The sequence below is a fragment of the Bartonella numerosa genome, from assembly GCF_037070845.1.
Lineage (GTDB): Bacteria > Pseudomonadota > Alphaproteobacteria > Rhizobiales > Rhizobiaceae > Bartonella.
The window spans coordinates 94,769-114,605 of the sequence record NZ_JAYMZI010000002.1 but is presented as its reverse complement, the minus strand read 5'-3'; the positions used below and the strand labels follow the sequence as shown (position 1 = coordinate 114,605).

The window sequence follows — 19,837 nt, the reverse complement described above, 5'->3', positions numbered from 1 at the left end:
TTCTAATTTCTCGCCATTGTTTTTAACGATCTCATATTGTCATTTGGAGTAAAAATTGGTGCATATTCTTTTTTAAAGTCCGGTTTTACCCCCAGAAAACTTGCTGAGCGGCGAATAATATTAGCAAGAACCGGCCCCGCATTCATCGCCGCTGTGGCCGTTTTTTTTCCGTCTTCCGGCTGAGGTTCATCAATAATTGTCAGAACGACATAGGAAGGATCATCAATCGGAAACGCAGCGAGAAAGCTATTAAAATTCTTTGTCTTAGAATATTTTCCATTTTCAACTTTTTCGGCTGTTCCCGTTTTTCCCCCAACACGATACCCCTCTACTTTTGCATTACGCCCAGAACCAATACTGCTGTTTAATTTATAAAGATAGCGCATATCTCGGCTTGTTTCAGGATGCAAAACCGACTTCGCATGTTGCAAAGCTTGTACTTTTTCGCGTTTTAAAAAGGTGGGAGCAATCAACCAGCCACCGTTCATCAAAGCAGCAGCACCTACAGCCGTTTGCAGAGGTGTTGTTGCCATGCCATGTCCAAATGAAATTGTCATAGAATGAATATCGTGCCATTGGCGCGGTTCAACGGGGTGAGCAACCTCAGGAAGTTCAGTTACTATACGATCCAGCAAACCTAACCGTTTTAGAAAGTTACGGTGTTTATCAACCCCTATCGCCAACGCCTCTTTAGCAGAACCAATATTGGAAGAATAAATAAAAACTTCCCATAAAGCTAGAGGACGATTTTTTCCATGAAAATCACGGATAAAATACCGTCGACTCGCTTGCAGGGGCTGCGAAGCATCAATAACACTGTTCAAGCGAAAAATATTTGAATCAAGTGCCATCGCAGTCGTAAAACTCTTAATGATAGAGCCCATTTCGAAAACTCCAGCGGTTATACGATTTAAGCGATCACTTTTTAACGCATCGACGGGATTTCTTGGATTAAAGTCAGGTATAGATGCCATAGCTAAAACTTCACCAGTGTGAATATTTAAAATGACAGCCCCGGCGGCAATTGCTTTATAACGCTTCATAGCTTGAGTCAATTCATCGTGTACAACTGTCTGAACACGAACATCAAGTGCGAGCTGAATCGGCTTTAATGACGACTCAATTGCAAGACCAGAAGCACGCAAAACACTCAAACCAGCATCGTCGATGTATTTTTCCATACCGGCTATGCCCTGATTATCAATATTGACCATGCCAAGAATATGCGAAGACACAGATCCACTTGGATAAAAACGGCGAACTTCAGTACGAAAACCAATTCCAGGGATGCCAAGTGCCATAATTTGTGATTTCTGTGTCGGCGTCAGCCCACGTTGTATCCAGGAAAAATTGGATTTTCTTTTCAAACGCTTGTAAGTTTCTTGCCAGTTAAGATTGGGTAAAACTGTCGAAAGAAGCTCTATCGTTTCATCTACGTCGATGATACGTCGTGGCTCAGCAAAAAGTGAATAAGTCTTAATGTCTGTCGCCAGTAGACGCCCATTGCGGTCGATAATATCAGGACGAGAAGCTAATTGAAAAACGGCCGGTCCTTTGGCCTCTTCGATCTGCCCACCTTCAAATCCATAAGAAATAAGGCATGCTCCCATGATGCTGTACAGAACAAAAAAGCACAAAAAAGAAAAAAACAAGCGTAAGCGATTAGCATGAAAATTATCGGCGGAAGAATTACGAGCGATTAAGCAATTCTTTCTTCGAAAAAATAGAAACGACAATCCTATCACTGCACGCCCTTTTGAATAATACCACCTACGTGTGAAACACGATTATTTGCCAAGAAGCCTCCACTCTCTTCTAAAGTATTTTGCTTAATAATTTCTTCAATTTTATCATCCACACGTATCGGGATATCCTCAAACTCAACGACTTGGCGAGGCTGAGTTATTTCCAAACCAAGCTCCTTTTGATAATGCTTTGCAAGCCTCTGCATACGCGAAGGTTCTATCATTACAGCCCATTCGGCATGAAGTAGGCTAACCATATTTTTTTCCGCAAAAATTTTATGTTCAAGATGACGAACCTCACTAATACGCCTTTGAACATCATATTTTACTTTATAGGTAACACCTGCCGTGCAAACCATGACCATTATCAAAATCATATCCAAAGTACGAAAAACTGTCATTTTTTTAGCCTTCAAAACCAGTCATTTCAGCCAAGCCGAACAATTTCATATCTGCGACGGGATTATCTTGCTTAGTGCGTACACCAATACGTAATCTTGCAGAACGCGAACGAGGATTTTTCTCCAACTCTTCTTTATCTGCAGTTACCCCACCTTTAAACAGAGGGACAAATGTCGCCGGAGATACCTCCACTTCAGGAAGGTGACGTGACCTTTTGATGCTTCCCGAACGAACAGAAAAAAATCTTTTGACCATACGGTCTTCAAGAGAATGAAAGCTAACTACACCTAAACGGCCTCCTACTTTCAAAATACGCTCAGCAGCAAATAGACCGCGCGCAAGCTCGCCAATTTCATCGTTTACATATATGCGAAGGGCTTGAAACACACGCGTTGCAGGATGAATACGATCTCTTGGATTACGGCCCATCAATGCTTCAATAGCATTAGCAAGATCGCCCGTACGCAAAAAAGGACGAGCAAGGCGGCGTCTTTCAATCATACGTGCAATTCGGCCCGCATAGCGTTCCTCCCCCAATGTCTTAAATATTCGAGTTAATTCATCCACTTTTAGACGATTTACAACATCACTCGCCGTGAAACCGCTCTGAGCCATCCGCATATCCAATGGACCATCTTTCTGAAAAGAAAATCCTCTTTCAGCTTCATCAAGCTGCATCGAAGACACACCAATATCCAAAATAACCGCGTCCACCTTTTCTTTAACCACATGATCCAATTGCGAAAATTTCATCTGTACTAAATGAAACCGCGGGAAAAACTCTTCAACAAGCGGTTGCCCCTCACGAATAGCCTGAGGATCACGATCAAGGGCAACGACATCCGCACCCGCATCTAAAAAGGCACGCGCATAACCACCAGCACCAAAAGTACCATCAATTATCTTTGCTCCGGCCAACGGTGCAAGCCCAGCTAAAACTGACTGCAACAACACCGGGATATGGCGTTCGGCTTTGTTACCCTGTTGTGTCAAAATAACCCATCTTGATGTATGTCTGCTCAAATCAGTAGCTATTAACTAACGCTACTCCCACCGGAACCTTAATCACATTCTTCCATTACAATGAAAAACGGGATTAAAACCAACTCAGCGCGTGTGCTAACATATTATGCTTAAAAAAACGTTACGATCCCCCAACACAAACCCCGACAGCAAAGCGCGGGCAACACCGATAACACAAATATCAGTCGGCCTGTAAGCCGGGTTCTGTATGGTAAAGCTCACACTCTACATGGCAACCATTCATCTGGGACGGATGTTACCACCCGCCTCGTGCAACCTACCCGAATGACTCACCTGGAAACTGGTTGCAAGTCGAACCTTGCGCGTCATTTCTACTCGGTCTTGCTCCCGGTGGGGTTTACCTTGCCACACTCATTACTGAGTGCGCGGTGGGCTCTTACCCCACCCTTTCACCCTTACCTATAAAGATAGGCGGTTTTCTTTCTGTGGCACTTTCCCTAGGGTCACCCCCGCCGGGCGTTACCCGGCACCGTTTTTCCGTGGAGCCCGGACTTTCCTCACTTACCACCTTTAGGCATTGAGCAAGCGCGGCTGCCCAGCCGACTGACGCGCTATTATAAAACATTTTTTGCCGGGTGGAAATAGCTCAACCTATATATTTCACAACCCCCGCCAAAAAACTCACTCACCCTCTCAAGATATATCGATTATTTCAATGATGCGAGATAATTTTTAACTTTTAAGCAATATTGCGCTGAAGTGGAGTTCATTTTTTTTGCAGCATGGCCTGCATTATACTTAAGAACTGTACCACATGTACTGCCACCGCTTAACTTATACGCTTTCGCCAAATAGCGTATTCCGTATTCAAGATTAGTCGCAGGATCGTAAAGCTCCTTCACGGAACCACTAAAACCTAAAGTCCGTGCAGTAGATGGTCTGATCTGCATCAAGCCTATTTCACCAGCAGCCCCTTTTATGTAAACTCGGTAATTACTTTCAATGCTAATAACAGCGTGCGCCAAATTAACGGGAACATTGTATTTAACCGCAAATTTTTTAATAAGGGACTCGTAAGGACGGTCACGCTTCTTAGAATTCTTAGAAAAAGAGCTTGCTAAACTCCGGCTTGAACCCTCTGTAACATTCAGTACCGAACGAGCCACACTAACATCAATCACGAAGGACATAGCACACACTGTGCCTAAAAAGACTTTTAAAAATCGCATTCTTTTTCTCTTCAATAAGACATTCTTAAACACTAGCCACGATAGCTTTTCTCAGCATTATAGTTAATAAAAAAAGCTAAATAGTGTTTTTAAAGTGAAAATATTAAGACAATTCCAACATATTTCTTATGTTAAAAGAATAATAACAAATTCGGTAAGTATATAATTTTGGTTATTCTACAAAAAGAAAAAAAATCAAATTAATGCAACACGCCAAACCTGAAAATATACCAGCCACATTGAAACATCCCGATGAAAAAGAGCTCTTCTGAAGGTTTTTGTGTTCCTAACGTATGACTAATCGGACGCTTCGATGCGCAACTCTCTGGTCGTAAAAAGCTAATGTAAGCCAGAACACCTTCACCCCAGTGCAACAAAAACTGTCAATTACTTCGCGGAAAGTAAGAACGCCCCCCGCCCTGCAAGAAAGAGCGGAGCGCCAGCTTCTAAACCTCAATGAAGATATCAGAATCTTGCAGAAAAAAACGTGCAGACAACGACGTGACAACTCTTACATAAAACAATAAACACCGCAAAGTCCGCAGGAGAAAAGCCCAAAACCACCCTTCGTTACGTATAATTCCAATACAAAATAACGCGCAGCCTCCTAGGCATCACTCTCCCGCAGGAACTAAATGAAACCTCATCAATAAAAATACACACAACAAATCCCGGGGGAAAAACTAAAAATAATCGTCACCGACAGTGGGACGAGAAGCAGCCTTCGCTATGGCTATAGCCACAGCTTCGCCAAACTTCCGTGCAGACTCATCGCCCCAGCCATCCGCGAAGGCGGCAGCAACCGCATTCTTACGCATAAACTCGACCACCCACTCCTTCTGCCGCGAATCCAACTGAGAGAGGCCCGCCAAAATATCCGGGAAGGATACCACTAACCTCTCTAAGATCACACTTTCCGTCAGATCTACTTCGCCGCTACCAACTCCCTCTGACCGATAAGAAGAGAGAGATTTCGTAAACGTGAACTTGTGAAAAAGACCGACCTTAGACGCCAAAAGACTGGACACAAAGACCAAACAGACAACCGCAATAAGACCCATCCTTCGCCAAAAAAACTCCATGGCACCCTCCATAGCCTAACTCATGAAACCATAAAAAACCCTGCCAAATCCCCAGACCAGCTAACCTATTGCGCCCATCATACCCCCATAACACACATGGCCTGGCCGGGGATTTCCCCAGTCAGGCCCGACAATCTAAGGGATCCACGCGGGGGGAGGGGAGGAGGTTCCCTGATCGTCTATTCGCAACCGCTCAGAGCAGATGCGATATTCTTGCTATGAAGTAAAATATCCTAAACAACAAGAAATTCTTCTGTCTTTCCCGTAAAAAACATAAAAAAGTTGCAAATTGCTTTAAAAATGTCAAAATTTGGGCGAAAATATCATGATAAATGATCCAATTTGAAGCAATTTTGTTTAAGAAGCACTGACAATATCTTTTGGCAATCTCTGGTTTTCCTATGGCTTCGTTCTAAAGCTGCTGCTATAAAAATTTCAAAAACACGAGAGGGGCCAAACAGTTCTATTTTTTGTTAAACAACCGCCGGTCGTATAAACACATTAATTACTCACTGCCCACAATAATTAAATCTAAAACGTATCTAAAAAATAAAAATGTTCTGAACTCTCCAGTATCATCGGAAAAGCTTGCAACATTTACACTAAAACGGAATTGAACTGTCCTCGCACACTCAAAAAACAAATCGGTGCATTATCGTTACAGAAGGCAGCGAAAATCGATACAAACATCAAACCCCAATCCACTTCTGTTATCTAAAAAATCATGGGTGGTGATAATGGGAAACTCCTGTATTAGAAATTAATCGCCCTACGCCAAAAACACCTGCTATCAACCCTAATTTTAAACTGTTTTGCAAAACATTTTCAGTTATGTATACACATATCAGAGATGTTGGCAGACGTATCTTACAGAAAGTACAAAGCATAGAAATAAGCCACCGAACTGATACTGCGGCCTTTAATCTAGGAAAACTGGAATGACAAGACAAGACACGTTCAGAAAATATGGTCATGCAAATTTACTGTTTCATTTCTTGCATCCACCCATCGATATACACAAACTCTGAGCGAACTGAAAGCCGACAGCTGAGACCCCGCTATCTGCGTTCTTTTCATCTTTCGTGAGGACACAGTCAACTGGCCACCTTTCATGCTAATTTTTATAAATCTCGTTTAGCCATCGTGTTAAAACTTTCTTGTCTCGCTGAAAATGAAGAAAAAATTTTGTATAAAAATCCTTTTACAACTCAGTTCTAACAATGAAAAAAACGAGTAATTGCTAGAAAATACAGCAGCACCTATCTATGTAAGCGGGGTGGTAGTATTGTAATCACATAGTCTCATACAAAAACCACTGCTTTCTACCACAATTGATGAAGGGACAACAATTTTGAATTTGGCAGATTATCATCAGTACACAAAATACGACCATTACCCGCTCCCACGCAGGGCATGACCAAGATCATGCCCCTCTCTGTCACAATCGCATTGAACAAAAACCTTACGACAGAGTGTGTTAATGATGCACAAATCTTCTCTTAAAATTAAAAAAAGGCCGCGGCAAACGCTACCATTTTCAGATCAGATTTCAGCAAGATAAGAAACTCTACCTTGTAAGTGGCTTGTAATTTGTACGCTTAGCACTGAGGGTATCTGCACCGAAACGGCGGATCTTATCGGACTCATATTCGGCAAAATTACCCTCAAACCACTCCACGTGACCATCACCCTCAAAAGCTAAAATATGGGTAGCTAATCGATCGAGAAACATACGGTCGTGTGATATCACAACTGCACAACCAGCAAAATTTTCCAATGCGTCTTCCAATGCAGCTAGCGTTTCGGTATCAAGGTCATTTGTTGGCTCATCCAAGAGAAGAACATTGCCCCCTTCTTTTAGAAGCTTGGCCAAATGTACGCGATTCCTTTGTCCTCCTGACAGATTACCTACTTTTTGCTGTTGATCTGCACCTTTAAAATTAAACGCACTGCAATAAGCGCGGCTATTTATCTCGTGCTTTCCTAGCTTGATAACGTCATTTCCACCGGAAATTTCTTCCCAAACAGTCCTATCACCCACCAATAGATCACGACTCTGATCAACATAACTCATTTGAACAGTTTCCCCGATGCGTATTTCGCCTGAATCTGGTTTCTCCTGCCCAGTCAACATTTTAAATAAAGTAGACTTTCCTACACCGTTGGCACCAATAACTCCAACAATTCCACCAGCAGGAAGCCTAAAAGAAAGGGAATCAATCAATACACGTTCGCCGTATGCCTTAGACAAATTATCCACTTCGATAACAACCTGCCCCAACCGTTCACCAATAGGAATGATGATTTGCGCCTCTCCAGGGCGACGTTCATGCGCAGCCCGAACCAATTCATCATAAGCCCTAATTCGAGCCTTTGACTTTGCTTGTCGTCCTTTTGGACTGGAAGCTATCCATTCTTGCTCTCGTGACAACGCGCGTTGGCGAGCTGCTTCTTCACGACCCTCCTGAGCTATCCGTTTAGCTTTAGCCTTCAAGTAAGCAGAATAATTTCCCTCGTAAGGAATACCTTTGCCGCGATCTAATTCTAAAATCCAACCTGTCACATTATCAAGGAAATAACGATCGTGTGTAATCAAAAGCACCGCACCTGGATATTCACGCAGATGTCTTTCAAGCCAGGCCGTAGTTTCAGCATCCAAGTGATTCGTTGGTTCATCCAAAAGCAATAAGTCGGGCTTAGATAAAAGCAATCTACAAAGTGCGACACGCCGTTTTTCACCTCCCGAAAGTTTTGTTACATCTTCATTGGCCGGCGGACAACCAAGAGCAGCCATAGCCATCTCCACTTGATTTTCTAAATCCCAAAGATTTTGATTGTCAATGATATCCTGAAGCTGCGCACTTTCGTCAGCCGTCTCTTCGCTATAATTCACCATTAATTCGTTATAACGATTTAAAATTTCTTGCTTATCCGCAACACCTTCCATTACATTGCCACGGACGTCCTTGCTTGTGTCAAGAACAGGCTCTTGCGGAAGGTAGCCGCAACTTGCCCCCTCGGAAAACCATGCTTCTCCTGTATATTCCTTATCCAGTCCAGCCATGATACGCAGAACTGTTGATTTACCAGCACCATTTGGCCCCAAAATACCGATCTTTGCATCTGGATAAAAAGATAAGTGAATATTTTCTAAAATTTTTTTATTGCCGTAAGCCTTACTGAGCCCAGCCATGTGATAAATAAATTGACGTGCCATAAAATTCTCTTAAGATATTAAAAGTTAGGATTTCGAAAAAATGCTTTCGCTTTCTTTGATTTCGCTATAAGTAGTGCTCGTGTCGTACCAGGAGCCCCTAGTTTAGTATATTGGTACATTTTTTTATCCTCACAAGCCCCGCTATGGTTTTGAATGCATAACAAAAGTCTCCTTCAAAGCAAACAAAAAATCCGCTTAGCTATTCCCGAAACATGTTATCTAGCGTCATTTTTCTTTTCTATACCAAATACAGTATTGTATTTTTATCGTATTAATCCCACATATCAATGCAATATAAATCCGCGGGGAAAATTAATTCTCTACGCCCCCTCTTTTCTTGCCTTGTGGGCTGTACAGTATGCAGCAAAAAATCCCCATCTCTTTTCAGCACTTTTGTGTCATGAAAGACAGTGGTATTCACCTCTCGCCTTAATGTGGCTTAAATTGCGTTTGAAAAACGACCGCCGCCTCATGGGATCTGATGTACCAGACCCTATGATCATGAAAGTCCTGCACCGACACATGGCCGCCAGCGACCATAGTGCACTTTCTATCGGCACGTGGCTACAGTTCGCAAAAAATTATAAAACAAATTGTAAAAACTTACTTCCCTCTCTTTTTTGGCTTGATAATTATAAAAATGGTGCCAACATCAGTCAACTTATCTCGGAACTTCAAACTGAGATATAGTCCTTAAATGCTACCACAAAAAGTAAATATCCTGCAGAAACATGTTCATGGAAAAAAAAGCCTTAATTGTTATTGATGTTCAGAATGACTTCTTGCCAGGTGGAGCACTTGCGGTGCCGCAAAGTGATGCTATTTTGCCCGCAGTTAATAACCTCATTGACAATTTTGATCATGTAATTTTAACTCAAGATTGGCATCCAAAAAATCACTGCAGCTTTGCTTCCTCTCACCCGGGAAAAGCACCCTATGACGTGGTTAATCTTGACTATGGTCCCCAAATACTTTGGCCAGATCATTGTGTACAAGGAACACAAGGAGCAGAATTTCATACCTCCCTAAAAACCAGAAAAGCGCAGCTTGTTCTCCGAAAGGGCTACAATCAAAAAATCGACAGTTATTCTGCCTTCTTTGAAAATGATCAGAAAACTCCAACAGGCTTGCAAGTTTATCTCAAAGAGCACGGTTTCACAAAGCTAGCCATGTGCGGTTTAGCGACCGATTTTTGCGTCGGATTTTCCGCTCTTCATGCCATACAATGCGGATTTAAAGTCAGTGTTTCACTACATGCCTGTGCAGGTATTGACGTAAACGGTTCTCTTAACACAACACTTAAAGTCATGAACGAGAGTGGCGTGGAACTCTTAATGGCCTCCTAAATACTATTTTTTCACCTCGTAACAATGAAAACTTTCTACCTACTTAACTGCAGCAGAACTCTTTGAGGAACGACTCCTAAATCGAACCGAAGAACAAAATGACGTTACGATGATACAGATTCCAACGATTCCTACCAATATTTCAGGAACTTGTGTAACAGTTTGTACGTACATGATCGCTGCTAGTATAAAAATTGCGTAAAAAGCCCCATGTTCCAGATAACGATAGTGCAATAATGTCTCAGACTCAACTAACATAATCGTCATAGAACGAACGTACAGCGCGCCGATACCAAGACCAATTGCGATGATGAAAAGATTGTGCGAAAAAGCAAGAGCGCCAATGACACCATCGAAGGAAAAACTGGCATCTAAAACCTCTAAATAAAGGAATGCGCCAATCCCCCCCTTAGCGACTGTAGGTAAAGTATTTTTTGGAGCATCTAAGAGCGAACCGATAGCTTCAATGAATATGAAAACCAAGAACCCATAAAGAGCAGATGACAAAAACCTGACCTTATCTTCTTCTGCGGCTTGCTCTGCGAAAAATAATATCAGGATAAGAACAATTGCGATGTCAATTCCAACAACAGATCCAAGCCTCTGGACAGGCTTCTCTATGAGAGCTAGCCAATGTGTATCTTTTTCAGGATCAAAAAAATACCGCAAACTAACCATCATGAGAAATGTCCCGCCAAAGGCGGCAATACCTATATGAGAAGCTGTTAAAATCGCGGCATATTGGTGTGGTTCCAAGATTGCTAATTTCATCGCAGCAATTGGGTTAATCCAGACAGCGGCAGCGACAATCAACAATGGAAAAACAATCCGCATCCCGAACACTGCTATCAGAACACCCCACACCAAAAAACGGCGTTGCCACAACCGACTCATTCCTTTAAGAATGCGCGCATTGATAATAGCGTTATCAAAGGACAAAGAAATTTCCAAAATTCCTAAAACACAGCAAATAAAAAAATACTTAAGGAACCCCGTAACATCTCTTGTTTCGAGCCAACCAACAGCTCCCCCTATGAAGATGCCGACGACCGTAAAAAAAAAGCCCACCTAAAATAGCCGAACGAGGCCATAACTGTTCCTCAAAATTTATCTCTTTAATCTATTTACACAAAAAAAAGCGTGTTCATCAGCGCAAAAAAATGTGTATTAGGTGGCTTATATGGAAATTTCTCCAAAAAAACAAGGGCAGAATCAGATCAGCGTATATTTTACCTAAAATGAACATCGCTTTTTAATAATATAAATATATAATACGCTAAAAATTGTTCTTTACCAAATAAAAATAAAAATAAATAAATATTATAAATATTGACTACAAATATTGACATTGCATAATGAGACATTAATACACAGTGTGTGCTTTATCATCTAAAGCTTGTACCATGATGATTTATTGAGGGAGAGAGTTCGTGGCACGTCCTGAGACTGAAGCAAAAACTATATTCGGAAAACGTTTACGTTATGTACGCCTGGCTTTGGGTGACCCTTCGCGTGAAGCGTTGGCCAAAAGTTTTAGCATGACGAAAAACTCCATTGCTTTTTACGAGCGTGGAGAGAGAGAACCAAATCTGAGCGTCTTACAAACATATCGTACATTGTACGGAGTCAATATTAACTGGCTTCTAACCGGGCAAGGAAAAGTATTTGACACTGAGTATACTAAAGGTAACTTTGACTGGAACTATTTCATTAAAAAAATTGAAGGGCTTGAAGAAATTCTTGTCAGCGGTGACCGCAGTGAAGAATTAGACAAAGAAAAAGTTGAAAGCTCTTATGAAAAGTTGCAACAATATCTTCTGACGCAAGGTTCGCCTGATGGTCTTGGTCCAAAGGCGTCAACCTCTCTGATTGACGTAAAAGCGAAGATGGCTAACTCCTACACTCTTAGTTTATTTATCGACTTACTTATTCGAAGCATATCGCGAAGAGATGTTGTTACAAATCAGTGAATATCCACGTCAAAGGGATAAAAAAAGAACTGGAATTTGTTGAAGCGGAAAAGTTGCTTTGTTTTTTGTGATGAGAGAATATTTGTACACTGTGCGGGATTTGTCATCGGCGATAAAATAGAAGCTCTTTTCCGATAAAGGATGAGGAGGACTTTTTCTAAAAGATTAATTATCGTTTCGTAGTTTATTGAAAATAAACGTTTTTTTATGATTTAATATAATTATTATGAAGTTTAAAAAATCTGTTGACTGCTTATTATTTAGACATACTTAGTATTCATGGTCAGGTGGTTTATGTACCCGTGCCGTGAATGAGGGACTATTTTATGAGGTAAGGGGCATGTATTTTGAAGTGTTTCAAGGGGTTCACAATCAATGGTACTGGCGTTTAGTCTCAAAAGATGAAGAGAAGATTGCTTTTTCGAGTAAGGGGTATCCAACAAAACAAGATACCCTTATGAATATTGAGCAGATGAAAAAAATTACACATAAAGCTCTCGTCAGGGAGTTACGCTCTTAGCGCCTTTTTTGGGGCGTTGATTTGCGTGTTTCTTGTATCATGCTCCTGTAGTGTAAGGGGACGGAGTGGTGTGTCTTCTATAATACAGGGCGTAGCAATACGGGGTGTGATTGTGGCATACTATGTGGCTGCAATGGTGGGGGTTGTTTGGTGTTTTTTGGTTGCGGAGAGTTTGCGCGATTGCGTGTCCGCAAGGGTGGTGGGTTGTGATGAAGTAGTAAGAACGTGTTCATCTGTCTCTGTGCATTTTATTTTAAGTGAGTTTATCAGTGATATTTTACGATGGGTGGCGTTTTTCTCTCCTGAATTGGTATGGTCTCGGTAAAGATACTATTTCTCGCTCATAGGGCACAAATTCACGGTTAAGCGAGGCTGTGGTGTGGTGTCGTCTGTTCACTTGATGTAAGAAAAAGTGGAATTGGAAAAATTAGTAATAATTTACTACGTAGAGTGTTTTCTATTATGATGTTGTTTACCGAGTACAATTTCAGCGTAAAAAAATCGGTTTTATTTTGTTGTAAGTTGACAATAATGGTTTATGCCATCAGGGGCAGAGGGAGGTTATTTTTTTGCGGAAAAGTATCAATCATCGGCCGTTCGTCGTTAATATAGGAGCTTATGAAAAACCGTAAAAAATATCGGAAAATTAGGGTTTGCAAGGGTATAAGACGAAATAAAGAAAGACAAAAATCTCTACCCCTCCTGGTCTAATTTGTACAGAAGCAGAAAGGGACCTAAAAAACTGTGAAATTAACACCGAGATTGGACTACAGACAGCCCGTTAATTTAATGCAACGTATCAAATTATTTTTATTTATTGCCCGTCACGCCACGAAGCCTTGCTAAAAAATACACCGACCATAACTTTGCTGAAAACGACAGCGAGCAACGACAAGCTTAAAACCGCAAAGAACAATAAGGCTAAGAGATAAGAGGGAATCCTGAAAAAACCACAGCCACAAGCCCCCGCCTCGCACTAAAAAATACTGCTCTCAGGGATAAAACGTGGGCCCGGAGGGACTCGAACCCCCAACCAAGCGGTTATGAGCCGCTGGCTCTAACCAATTGAGCTACAGGCCCCACAGACTATCTTTTTCTAAACTAAAATATGCTGTGATACAAGAGACTGCTTGGATTATAATCTATTTTTTTTCATTCATATCCATATTTCTTCTGATACCTCAGCTCCTTTACAATAACTCTAGAAAATGAGAGAGTATTGGATCGATAAATAAAGTTATAAATCAAGTCTGGAAAAGGAGTAAATATGACAAAAACTGTTTTCCATCCGTCGGGTAATTACCGAATAAAGGCAGCTATGATGGTGTTCGCCTTACTAACGAATTCGCTCATAGCACGCGCTGAAAATGTCGGCTCGACTAACCCGACGATTACGGTTACAGCAATTGGCGAAAGCCAAGCAGCACCGGATATGGCAATCATAGATTTGGCCGTTGTTACTCAACACAAAACAGCTCAAAAAGCGTTAGCAGCTAATAATAAATCTATGAATAATATTATAAGTGCTCTTAAGAGCATCGGTATTCAAGAAAACGACCTACAGACGTCAAGCCTATCCATCTATCAATCTGAATTGGAAAAAAGCAACACCCAAAAAAAGGAAAGCGAAAAATTTTACCACGTCTCAAACTCCTTAACAGTGCGCGTCCGCGATCTTTCCAAAGCTGGTCAAATATTTGATCAGGCAATGGCCCTCGGTGCCAATTCGGTTAGCGGCATTAGTTTCATCAATAGCGACGCAAAACCATTTTATCACGAAGCACGAAAAAGAGCAGTTTCTGAGGCTATTGAAAAAGCGGAAACTATAGCGCAAGCGGCCAAATTAAAATTAGGAAAAATTATCAAAATTAGCGAAAACCATGGTGGTAATGATTATCCTCCAACGCCACGCTTGATGAGAATGGCAACAAACGTAAACCGTACAGACACAAACTTTTCAGGTGGTGAATTGAGCTACAACGTCGGTATTACCGTGACATTTTCTGTTAAGCAAGCCATATAGATAATCAACTGTCGCGAGAAGTGGTTATATCGTCCGCATTTGCTTAAAATTCTGATCGTATACTGGAGCAGTCTTCTTCGCATTATAGCTGATCACCATGAGCTTTTGTCTGTCCACCTGTATACGTGTAGAAGGTTGTGCTGAACGCACTTTCTTTAGAACTTTAGAATTTTTGACACAAGCGGGCACCACCACAAGAAATGTCCTATCTCGTTAGTCAGTCATGAGTACAGTTTTCTGAAAGTCAACGAGCTGTCTGAATTACAGTAATATCCAGAGATATGGAATCTAGAATTACTGATTTACGACGCGCACCACCACCCCACACCCGAAAATTCCCTCACCCAAAAACAACGAGCAACGCCAGTTACATAGATGTCGATGACATTTTCATTTTTCACTTTATGGAGGCAGTAATGTCTGCAATCATCACGGAGGTTTTCCCATACATAGCTAGAAAATTCCTCCCAATTTTTTTACTTCTCTCAAAGAAACTTCTCCACTCATGGAGCCAACCACACCTTATCCAAAAGGAATAGCGCACTAGTAAAACACGCCAACTGCAAACAGACTGAAAGTGCAATCGGTGCACGGGAATCAGATATTCCTTAGCCCGAAACTACTGCTATAATACAATTTTGATGAAATCTCCTTCGTACCCGCACATCTAGCACGAATTAGTATACCACTTTGCTAACATTTCACAAGAGATCCCCTTATCTGCTGAAAGATCAGCAGGCAGTATACCCATCACTATCTTGGCTAATGCACTCTGTGCATGCGAAAAGGCACCCTATCCCCGTCTATAGCTTTCAGAAATTTCTATACAATCACACAATCGCATAAGACCGCATAGCGCAATGCTAAAACCAAGAGGGCCCTCCGCTTTTCTCAAATACAGAAAGCCACCCTCTCACTAAACAGCGCAAGCAGACCAATATTCTCCCAAAAGCGAATAACAAATTTATTTAAGAATCGAGAAAACTACGTAACTTGCGCGAACGGCTCGGATGTTTTAGCTTGCGAAGCGCTTTTGCCTCAATTTGGCGAATTCGCTCCCTCGTGACCGAAAATTGCTGTCCCACTTCTTCTAACGTATGATCTGTGTTCATTCCTATACCAAAACGCATCCGCAAAACACGCTCTTCACGCGGCGTCAACGATGCAAGCACACGAGTCGTTGTATCACGCAAATTGGCCTGAATAGCCGCGTCAATCGGCAATAATGCATTCCTGTCCTCGATGAAATCACCTAAATGAGAATCATCTTCATCGCCAACTGGTGTCTCAAGTGAAATCGGCTCTTTTGCAATTTTAAGAACTTTTCGCACTTTTTCCAACGGCATGGAGAGTTTACTTGACAATTCCTCCGACGTGGGTTCGCGCCCGATTTCATGCAGGATCTGGCGCGATGTGCGAACAATTTTATTAATTGTCTCAATCATATGAACAGGAATACGAATGGTGCGTGCTTGATCAGCGATAGAACGCGTAATTGCTTGACGAATCCACCACGTGGCATAAGTCGAAAATTTATACCCACGCCGATATTCAAACTTATCTACTGCCTTCATTAAGCCAATATTGCCTTCTTGAATGAGATCGAGAAACTGCAAGCCGCGGTTAGTGTATTTCTTTGCGATCGAAATCACGAGTCGCAGATTAGCTTCTACCATCTCTTTTTTAGCAATAGTCGATTCGCGCTCGCCCTTTTGTACTTGCGTAACAATCCGGCGGAATTCCCCGATAGAAATAGCAGTCTCCTGTGCAAGACTCTGCATTTCACCGCGCAAATTCTGAATCGCTTCTAGCTCACGCGTTGAAAACTCCTTCCAACCACGCCCTGATAAAGTTGCAATATGACTAACCCAATCTGCATCTAACTCACGTCCTTGATATTCTCTCAAAAAATCCTCATGACCAACACCATAATTACTGGCAAGCCTCTTCAGCTTGCCTTCATTATGAATTAACCTCTTATTAATGTCATAAAGCTGTTCGACCAGAGACTCGATGCGATTTTGGTTCAGGGAGAGAGACTTCACCGCTTGGACCAATTCGCCCTTCAATTGGGCATACTTTTTCTTCTGAGAAGGTGAAAGCCCCCCTTCTTTGTGCTTTGCTAAACTACTTTCGACATGCTGATCCTGCAGTTTTCGCAATTTTATGTAGGTATCAGCAATAAAGTCCAGCGTTTCCATGACCTGAGGACATAACTCATTTTCCATCGCAGCGAGCGACAAATTAGCCTCATCTTCCTCGTCATCTTCGTCATCAAGCCCCATATCCCCAGAAAGAATTCCTATATCACGCGTCCCGGAAGCCGATTTTTCTCCCTTTGTCTTTTCAACTTCACTTTGTTCGACAACCGGATCCTGCTTAACTTCCGGACCAGCATAAGTCATTTCTAGATCAATAATTTCACGGAGGAGAATACGCTGCTCTTTCAATTCTTCACGCCATATAATAAGCGCCTGAAAAGTTAAAGGACTTTCACAAAGCCCCGCAATCATCGTCTCGCGCCCTGCTTCTATACGCTTAGCAATAGCGATTTCGCCTTCTCGCGAAAGCAACTCAACAGCCCCCATTTCACGCAAATACATGCGCACTGGATCGTCAACTGAATCAGCGACCTCGCGCTTAGACGTTGTCGCAACTGCATAGTTAGTCGTCCCTACTAAGTCGCTAGCCTCTACAGCACCATCCTCTCCATAACGCTCAGAGTCGACCTCATCTTCATCCTCTACAACATTAATGCCCATCTCAGAAAACATCGCCAAGATATCTTCGATTTGCTCGGACGTAACCTCCTCTGAGGGAAGAACTGCATTCAGTTCATCCATGGTCACGTAACCATTTTTTTTGGCTAGTTTAACCATTTTTTTGATGGCATCATCAGAAAAATCGAGGAGAGAGCGATCCAGGTTTGCCCGGCTCGTCACTCCCATGCTGTCTTTCCGTTTAACCTTTGTTGCCATACCGTTCACTCCACTTGATCACTTACCCTGCTGCCATGTGACCAACTCTTCTGTATTCTCATTCAGCACGTTGAAAACTTCCCGCATGCACCTTTCCTCTGAAAGGAAGTTCACTAAAAGAAACGCAAAGAATACGAATCGCACACGCCCTTTATCCACACAAAAACGCGGAAAAAACCCGAAGGCTCCTCCGACACATCTCTCAACTTTTCTGAGAAAATCTCTGCACCATGTAATAAGAACCAATTTCCCGCTTTTCCTAAAATTCAATCATCATTTTCACAAAAATGACACTCTACAAAAAAACCCGCACACCCAGCCTTAGGTGACTGATTCGCTCAAAAAAAGCGAATCATTTTATCCCATCTAGCTTATTCTCGTCTATTTTTTCACTTAACCAACTTTCAAATCCCTCAACCAAAGCCCCCGTCGCTTCCGTCCGCTCCAGCTCAACTTTTACCTCACGAAGCAGATCAAAAACCTCACTCTTAGGATTTTTTACAAGTTGCTCTTCAATATCTTGTAGTCTCTTATGTAGGTGGTATTCCTGAAGATGCAAGTAGATAGCTTGTTTTAATACGGCGCGAACATTTTCCAAATGCCCCCCGGAAAAAATCATATGCATGCCAACGTCTTGTACGAGTTTTTTCATGTTACCCAAAAGAGATTCTAGCCCTTTTTCTTCTAAAGAAGAAATCATTTTTTCTTTATCGCAATGCTGCTGGCTCCCGAGAATTTCTAACATTGATTGGTGGAAATGTATCAATTTTTTATTTTTTAGCTCTAATTTAGCAAGAGTTTCAAAATTGTCATCCCACAACTCAGGATAGTACGCCAAAATGAGTAAAATAACAGCCTCACGCACAGGGATGGAATACGACGAATTGCGTACTATATTGGAATTCACGAGCAAGGAAGACGGCCCCTTAAACATTCTATTTTCTTGATTTTGATTATACCTTTCCGCGCTTCCCTTTCTCGAAAAAATAGGACGAAAAAAATCAAAAAGCCGTCTTTTTATGTCTTGCAGATAATAGCGACGTATATCGTCGTCTTTAATCATTAAAACTTGCTGCTTTAATTGTCTTTCTAGTGTTGCTCGTTCTTCCGGAGTTTCAAAAGATTTCCCGTGGGTAGCGCGCCACCATAAAAGCTCAATTAGTGGGAATGATTTCTTCAAAGAAGCAGCAAAAAGCTCCGCGCCACCGGAGCGAATAATTTCATCAGGATCTTTGCCTTGCGGCAACAAAACAAAGCGTATAGACACTCCAGCTTTTAAGAGAGGAAGTACACGATCAGCGGCACGAAAAGCTGCTTTCAAACCAGCATCATCTCCATCAAAGCACAAAATTGGATTAGAATCTATCTGCCACAAAAGCCCGATCTGCGCTTCCGTTAACGCTGTACCCAGAGGCGCAACAACTCTCTCGAAGCCAGCTTTAGTGAGCGCAATCACGTCCATGTAACCCTCAACAACGAGGACAGAAGAGACTTTATCGTTACCAATCAAGCGTTTATTTTTGCGCGCAACCGCTGCATTATAAAGTATATTCCCCTTGTGAAACAACGCTGTTTCAGGACTATTGAGATATTTTATTGGGGAGTCCTTCCCTAATGCGCGCGCGCCGAAAGCCACCACACGTCCACGTAAATCTTCAATAGGAAACATAATACGATTTTTAAACAGATCGTAGGAAATTTTACTCTCCTCATTCGATTTCAGAAGGCCACAATTTTCCATTTGCTTTATTGAGATCCCACGCGCACTTAAAGCTTCTTTTAAGGCTGTAGACCTCATTGGAGCAAAGCCAATTCGAAAGTGCTCCGCAAGTTTTGGCGTTACGCCGCGCTCATCAAGATAACGACGCGCCAGCTCACCCCCTTTACTCCTTAAACTATGTTGGAAAAAATCCGAGGCTATTTTCATAACCTCGTAAAGGTCAGCCTTTTCTGATTGGCGCCTGTGATCTTGCGGATCTAAAACAGGCAACCTCATCCCCGCAAGGTCAGATAAACGCTCTACACTTTCCGAAAAACGCAACCCGTCAAGCTCGCAAAGGAAAGTAAAAATGTCACCGCTCACACCACAACCAAAACAATAATAACGCCCTTTGTTATCATTACAGTGAAAACTCGGTGTTTTCTCACCATGGAATGGACAACAACACCAAAAGTCACCTCGCGATGGTTTGCTTTTTTGAGAATCGAACGTCACCCTTTTGCCAATAACAGTTGAAATTGGCAGCTTACTACGGATCTCATCAAGAAAATCATATGGAAAACGCATTATCTCTCACTGAGTTGTAAAATTCTTTTTTTCATGTAATTCTTTTTTTCATGT

General features: G+C 42.0%; 13 protein-coding genes, 1 tRNA gene, 1 other RNA gene and 1 pseudogene. 5 read left to right on the top strand and 11 right to left on the bottom strand.

Translation table 11 applies throughout. From position 1 onward, the window contains the following. Positions 1-2: 2 nt before the first annotated feature. From WCP75_RS01695 to ettA, 7 genes are all read right to left on the bottom strand, one after another. Positions 3-1,742, bottom strand: a complete 1,740-nt coding sequence (locus tag WCP75_RS01695; RefSeq protein ID WP_442894938.1) for a peptidoglycan D,D-transpeptidase FtsI family protein — start codon at positions 1,740-1,742, stop codon at positions 3-5. Then, the gene (gene ftsL / locus WCP75_RS01690) at positions 1,742-2,146 is read right to left on the bottom strand and encodes a cell division protein FtsL (RefSeq protein ID WP_336276526.1); all 405 of its coding nucleotides are present in this window, start codon (positions 2,144-2,146) and stop codon (positions 1,742-1,744) included. Before ftsL ends, WCP75_RS01695 begins: the two co-directional genes overlap by 1 nt. Before the next feature lie 4 nt (positions 2,147-2,150). Continuing rightward, a complete protein-coding gene (gene rsmH / locus WCP75_RS01685) occupies positions 2,151-3,140 on the bottom strand; it encodes a 16S rRNA (cytosine(1402)-N(4))-methyltransferase RsmH (RefSeq protein WP_336276525.1) in 990 nt (329 codons plus the stop codon). Positions 3,141-3,347: 207 nt separating this feature from the next. Then, positions 3,348-3,738: RNase P RNA component class A (gene rnpB, locus WCP75_RS01680), an RNA gene on the bottom strand. Positions 3,739-3,838: 100 nt separating this feature from the next. After that, complete coding sequence (locus WCP75_RS01675; RefSeq protein ID WP_336276524.1) at positions 3,839-4,360, bottom strand: lytic transglycosylase domain-containing protein; 522 nt, start codon at positions 4,358-4,360, stop codon at positions 3,839-3,841. Between the two features lie 683 nt (positions 4,361-5,043). Beyond that, positions 5,044-5,442, bottom strand: coding sequence for a hypothetical protein (locus WCP75_RS01670; RefSeq protein WP_336276523.1), 399 nt, complete (start codon positions 5,440-5,442; stop codon positions 5,044-5,046). Positions 5,443-7,009: 1,567 nt separating this feature from the next. Further along, positions 7,010-8,659 carry an energy-dependent translational throttle protein EttA gene (ettA, locus tag WCP75_RS01665; protein WP_336276522.1) on the bottom strand — a complete coding sequence of 550 codons (1,650 nt, stop codon included), beginning with the start codon at positions 8,657-8,659 and terminating at the stop codon, positions 7,010-7,012. Positions 8,660-8,812: 153 nt separating this feature from the next. Here ettA and WCP75_RS01660 point away from each other — a divergent pair, with 153 nt between their 5' ends. Both WCP75_RS01660 and pncA read left to right on the top strand, forming a co-directional pair. Beyond that, positions 8,813-9,349: a hypothetical protein gene (locus WCP75_RS01660; RefSeq protein WP_336276521.1), complete on the top strand. Its 537-nt coding sequence runs from the start codon at positions 8,813-8,815 to the stop codon at positions 9,347-9,349. Between the two features lie 47 nt (positions 9,350-9,396). After that, positions 9,397-10,005 (top strand): bifunctional nicotinamidase/pyrazinamidase, encoded by a 609-nt coding sequence (gene pncA / locus WCP75_RS01655; protein WP_336276520.1) that lies wholly within the window; start codon positions 9,397-9,399, stop codon positions 10,003-10,005. Positions 10,006-10,044: 39 nt separating this feature from the next. On the opposite strand, the pseudogene WCP75_RS01650 reads toward pncA, so the two are convergent. Beyond that, positions 10,045-11,096 (bottom strand): annotated as a pseudogene (locus WCP75_RS01650) (DUF475 domain-containing protein). Positions 11,097-11,435: 339 nt separating this feature from the next. On the opposite strand from WCP75_RS01650, the gene WCP75_RS01645 reads away from it, so the two are divergent. Beyond that, on the top strand, positions 11,436-11,975 hold the full coding sequence (locus tag WCP75_RS01645) for a helix-turn-helix domain-containing protein (RefSeq protein WP_336276519.1): 540 nt from the start codon (positions 11,436-11,438) through the stop codon (positions 11,973-11,975). Between the two features lie 340 nt (positions 11,976-12,315). Next, complete coding sequence (locus tag WCP75_RS01640; protein ID WP_336276518.1) at positions 12,316-12,495, top strand: YegP family protein; 180 nt, start codon at positions 12,316-12,318, stop codon at positions 12,493-12,495. Between the two features lie 1,006 nt (positions 12,496-13,501). Here the strand turns inward: WCP75_RS01640 and WCP75_RS01635 are convergent. Continuing rightward, positions 13,502-13,575, bottom strand: a tRNA-Ile gene (locus tag WCP75_RS01635). 187 nt (positions 13,576-13,762) lie between these two features. On the opposite strand from WCP75_RS01635, the gene WCP75_RS01630 reads away from it, so the two are divergent. Further along, the gene (locus WCP75_RS01630; protein WP_336276517.1) at positions 13,763-14,518 is read left to right on the top strand and encodes an SIMPL domain-containing protein; all 756 of its coding nucleotides are present in this window, start codon (positions 13,763-13,765) and stop codon (positions 14,516-14,518) included. Between the two features lie 968 nt (positions 14,519-15,486). Here the strand turns inward: WCP75_RS01630 and rpoD are convergent. Both rpoD and dnaG read right to left on the bottom strand, forming a co-directional pair. Beyond that, positions 15,487-17,496 (bottom strand): RNA polymerase sigma factor RpoD, encoded by a 2,010-nt coding sequence (gene rpoD, locus WCP75_RS01625; protein ID WP_442894935.1) that lies wholly within the window; start codon positions 17,494-17,496, stop codon positions 15,487-15,489. A gap of 352 nt (positions 17,497-17,848) precedes the next feature. After that, positions 17,849-19,783 carry a DNA primase gene (gene dnaG / locus WCP75_RS01620; RefSeq protein ID WP_336276516.1) on the bottom strand — a complete coding sequence of 645 codons (1,935 nt, stop codon included), beginning with the start codon at positions 19,781-19,783 and terminating at the stop codon, positions 17,849-17,851. Between the last annotated feature and the right edge of the window lie 54 nt (positions 19,784-19,837).

Excerpts from the sequence above, each read along its gene's own strand:
- WCP75_RS01630 (WP_336276517.1), top strand. The coding sequence starts at position 13,763 with ATGACAAAAACTGTTTTCCATCCGTCGGGTAATTACCGAATAAAGGCA.
- ettA (WP_336276522.1), bottom strand. The coding sequence starts at position 8,659 with ATGGCACGTCAATTTATTTATCACATGGCTGGGCTCAGTAAGGCTTAC.
- WCP75_RS01660 (WP_336276521.1), top strand. The coding sequence starts at position 8,813 with ATGCATAACAAAAGTCTCCTTCAAAGCAAACAAAAAATCCGCTTAGCT.
- ftsL (WP_336276526.1), bottom strand. The coding sequence starts at position 2,146 with ATGACAGTTTTTCGTACTTTGGATATGATTTTGATAATGGTCATGGTT.
- WCP75_RS01640 (WP_336276518.1), top strand. The coding sequence starts at position 12,316 with ATGTATTTTGAAGTGTTTCAAGGGGTTCACAATCAATGGTACTGGCGT.
- WCP75_RS01675 (WP_336276524.1), bottom strand. The coding sequence starts at position 4,360 with ATGCGATTTTTAAAAGTCTTTTTAGGCACAGTGTGTGCTATGTCCTTC.
- pncA (WP_336276520.1), top strand. The coding sequence starts at position 9,397 with ATGGAAAAAAAAGCCTTAATTGTTATTGATGTTCAGAATGACTTCTTG.
- rpoD (WP_442894935.1), bottom strand. The coding sequence starts at position 17,496 with ATGGCAACAAAGGTTAAACGGAAAGACAGCATGGGAGTGACGAGCCGG.
- WCP75_RS01670 (WP_336276523.1), bottom strand. The coding sequence starts at position 5,442 with ATGGAGTTTTTTTGGCGAAGGATGGGTCTTATTGCGGTTGTCTGTTTG.
- dnaG (WP_336276516.1), bottom strand. The coding sequence starts at position 19,783 with ATGCGTTTTCCATATGATTTTCTTGATGAGATCCGTAGTAAGCTGCCA.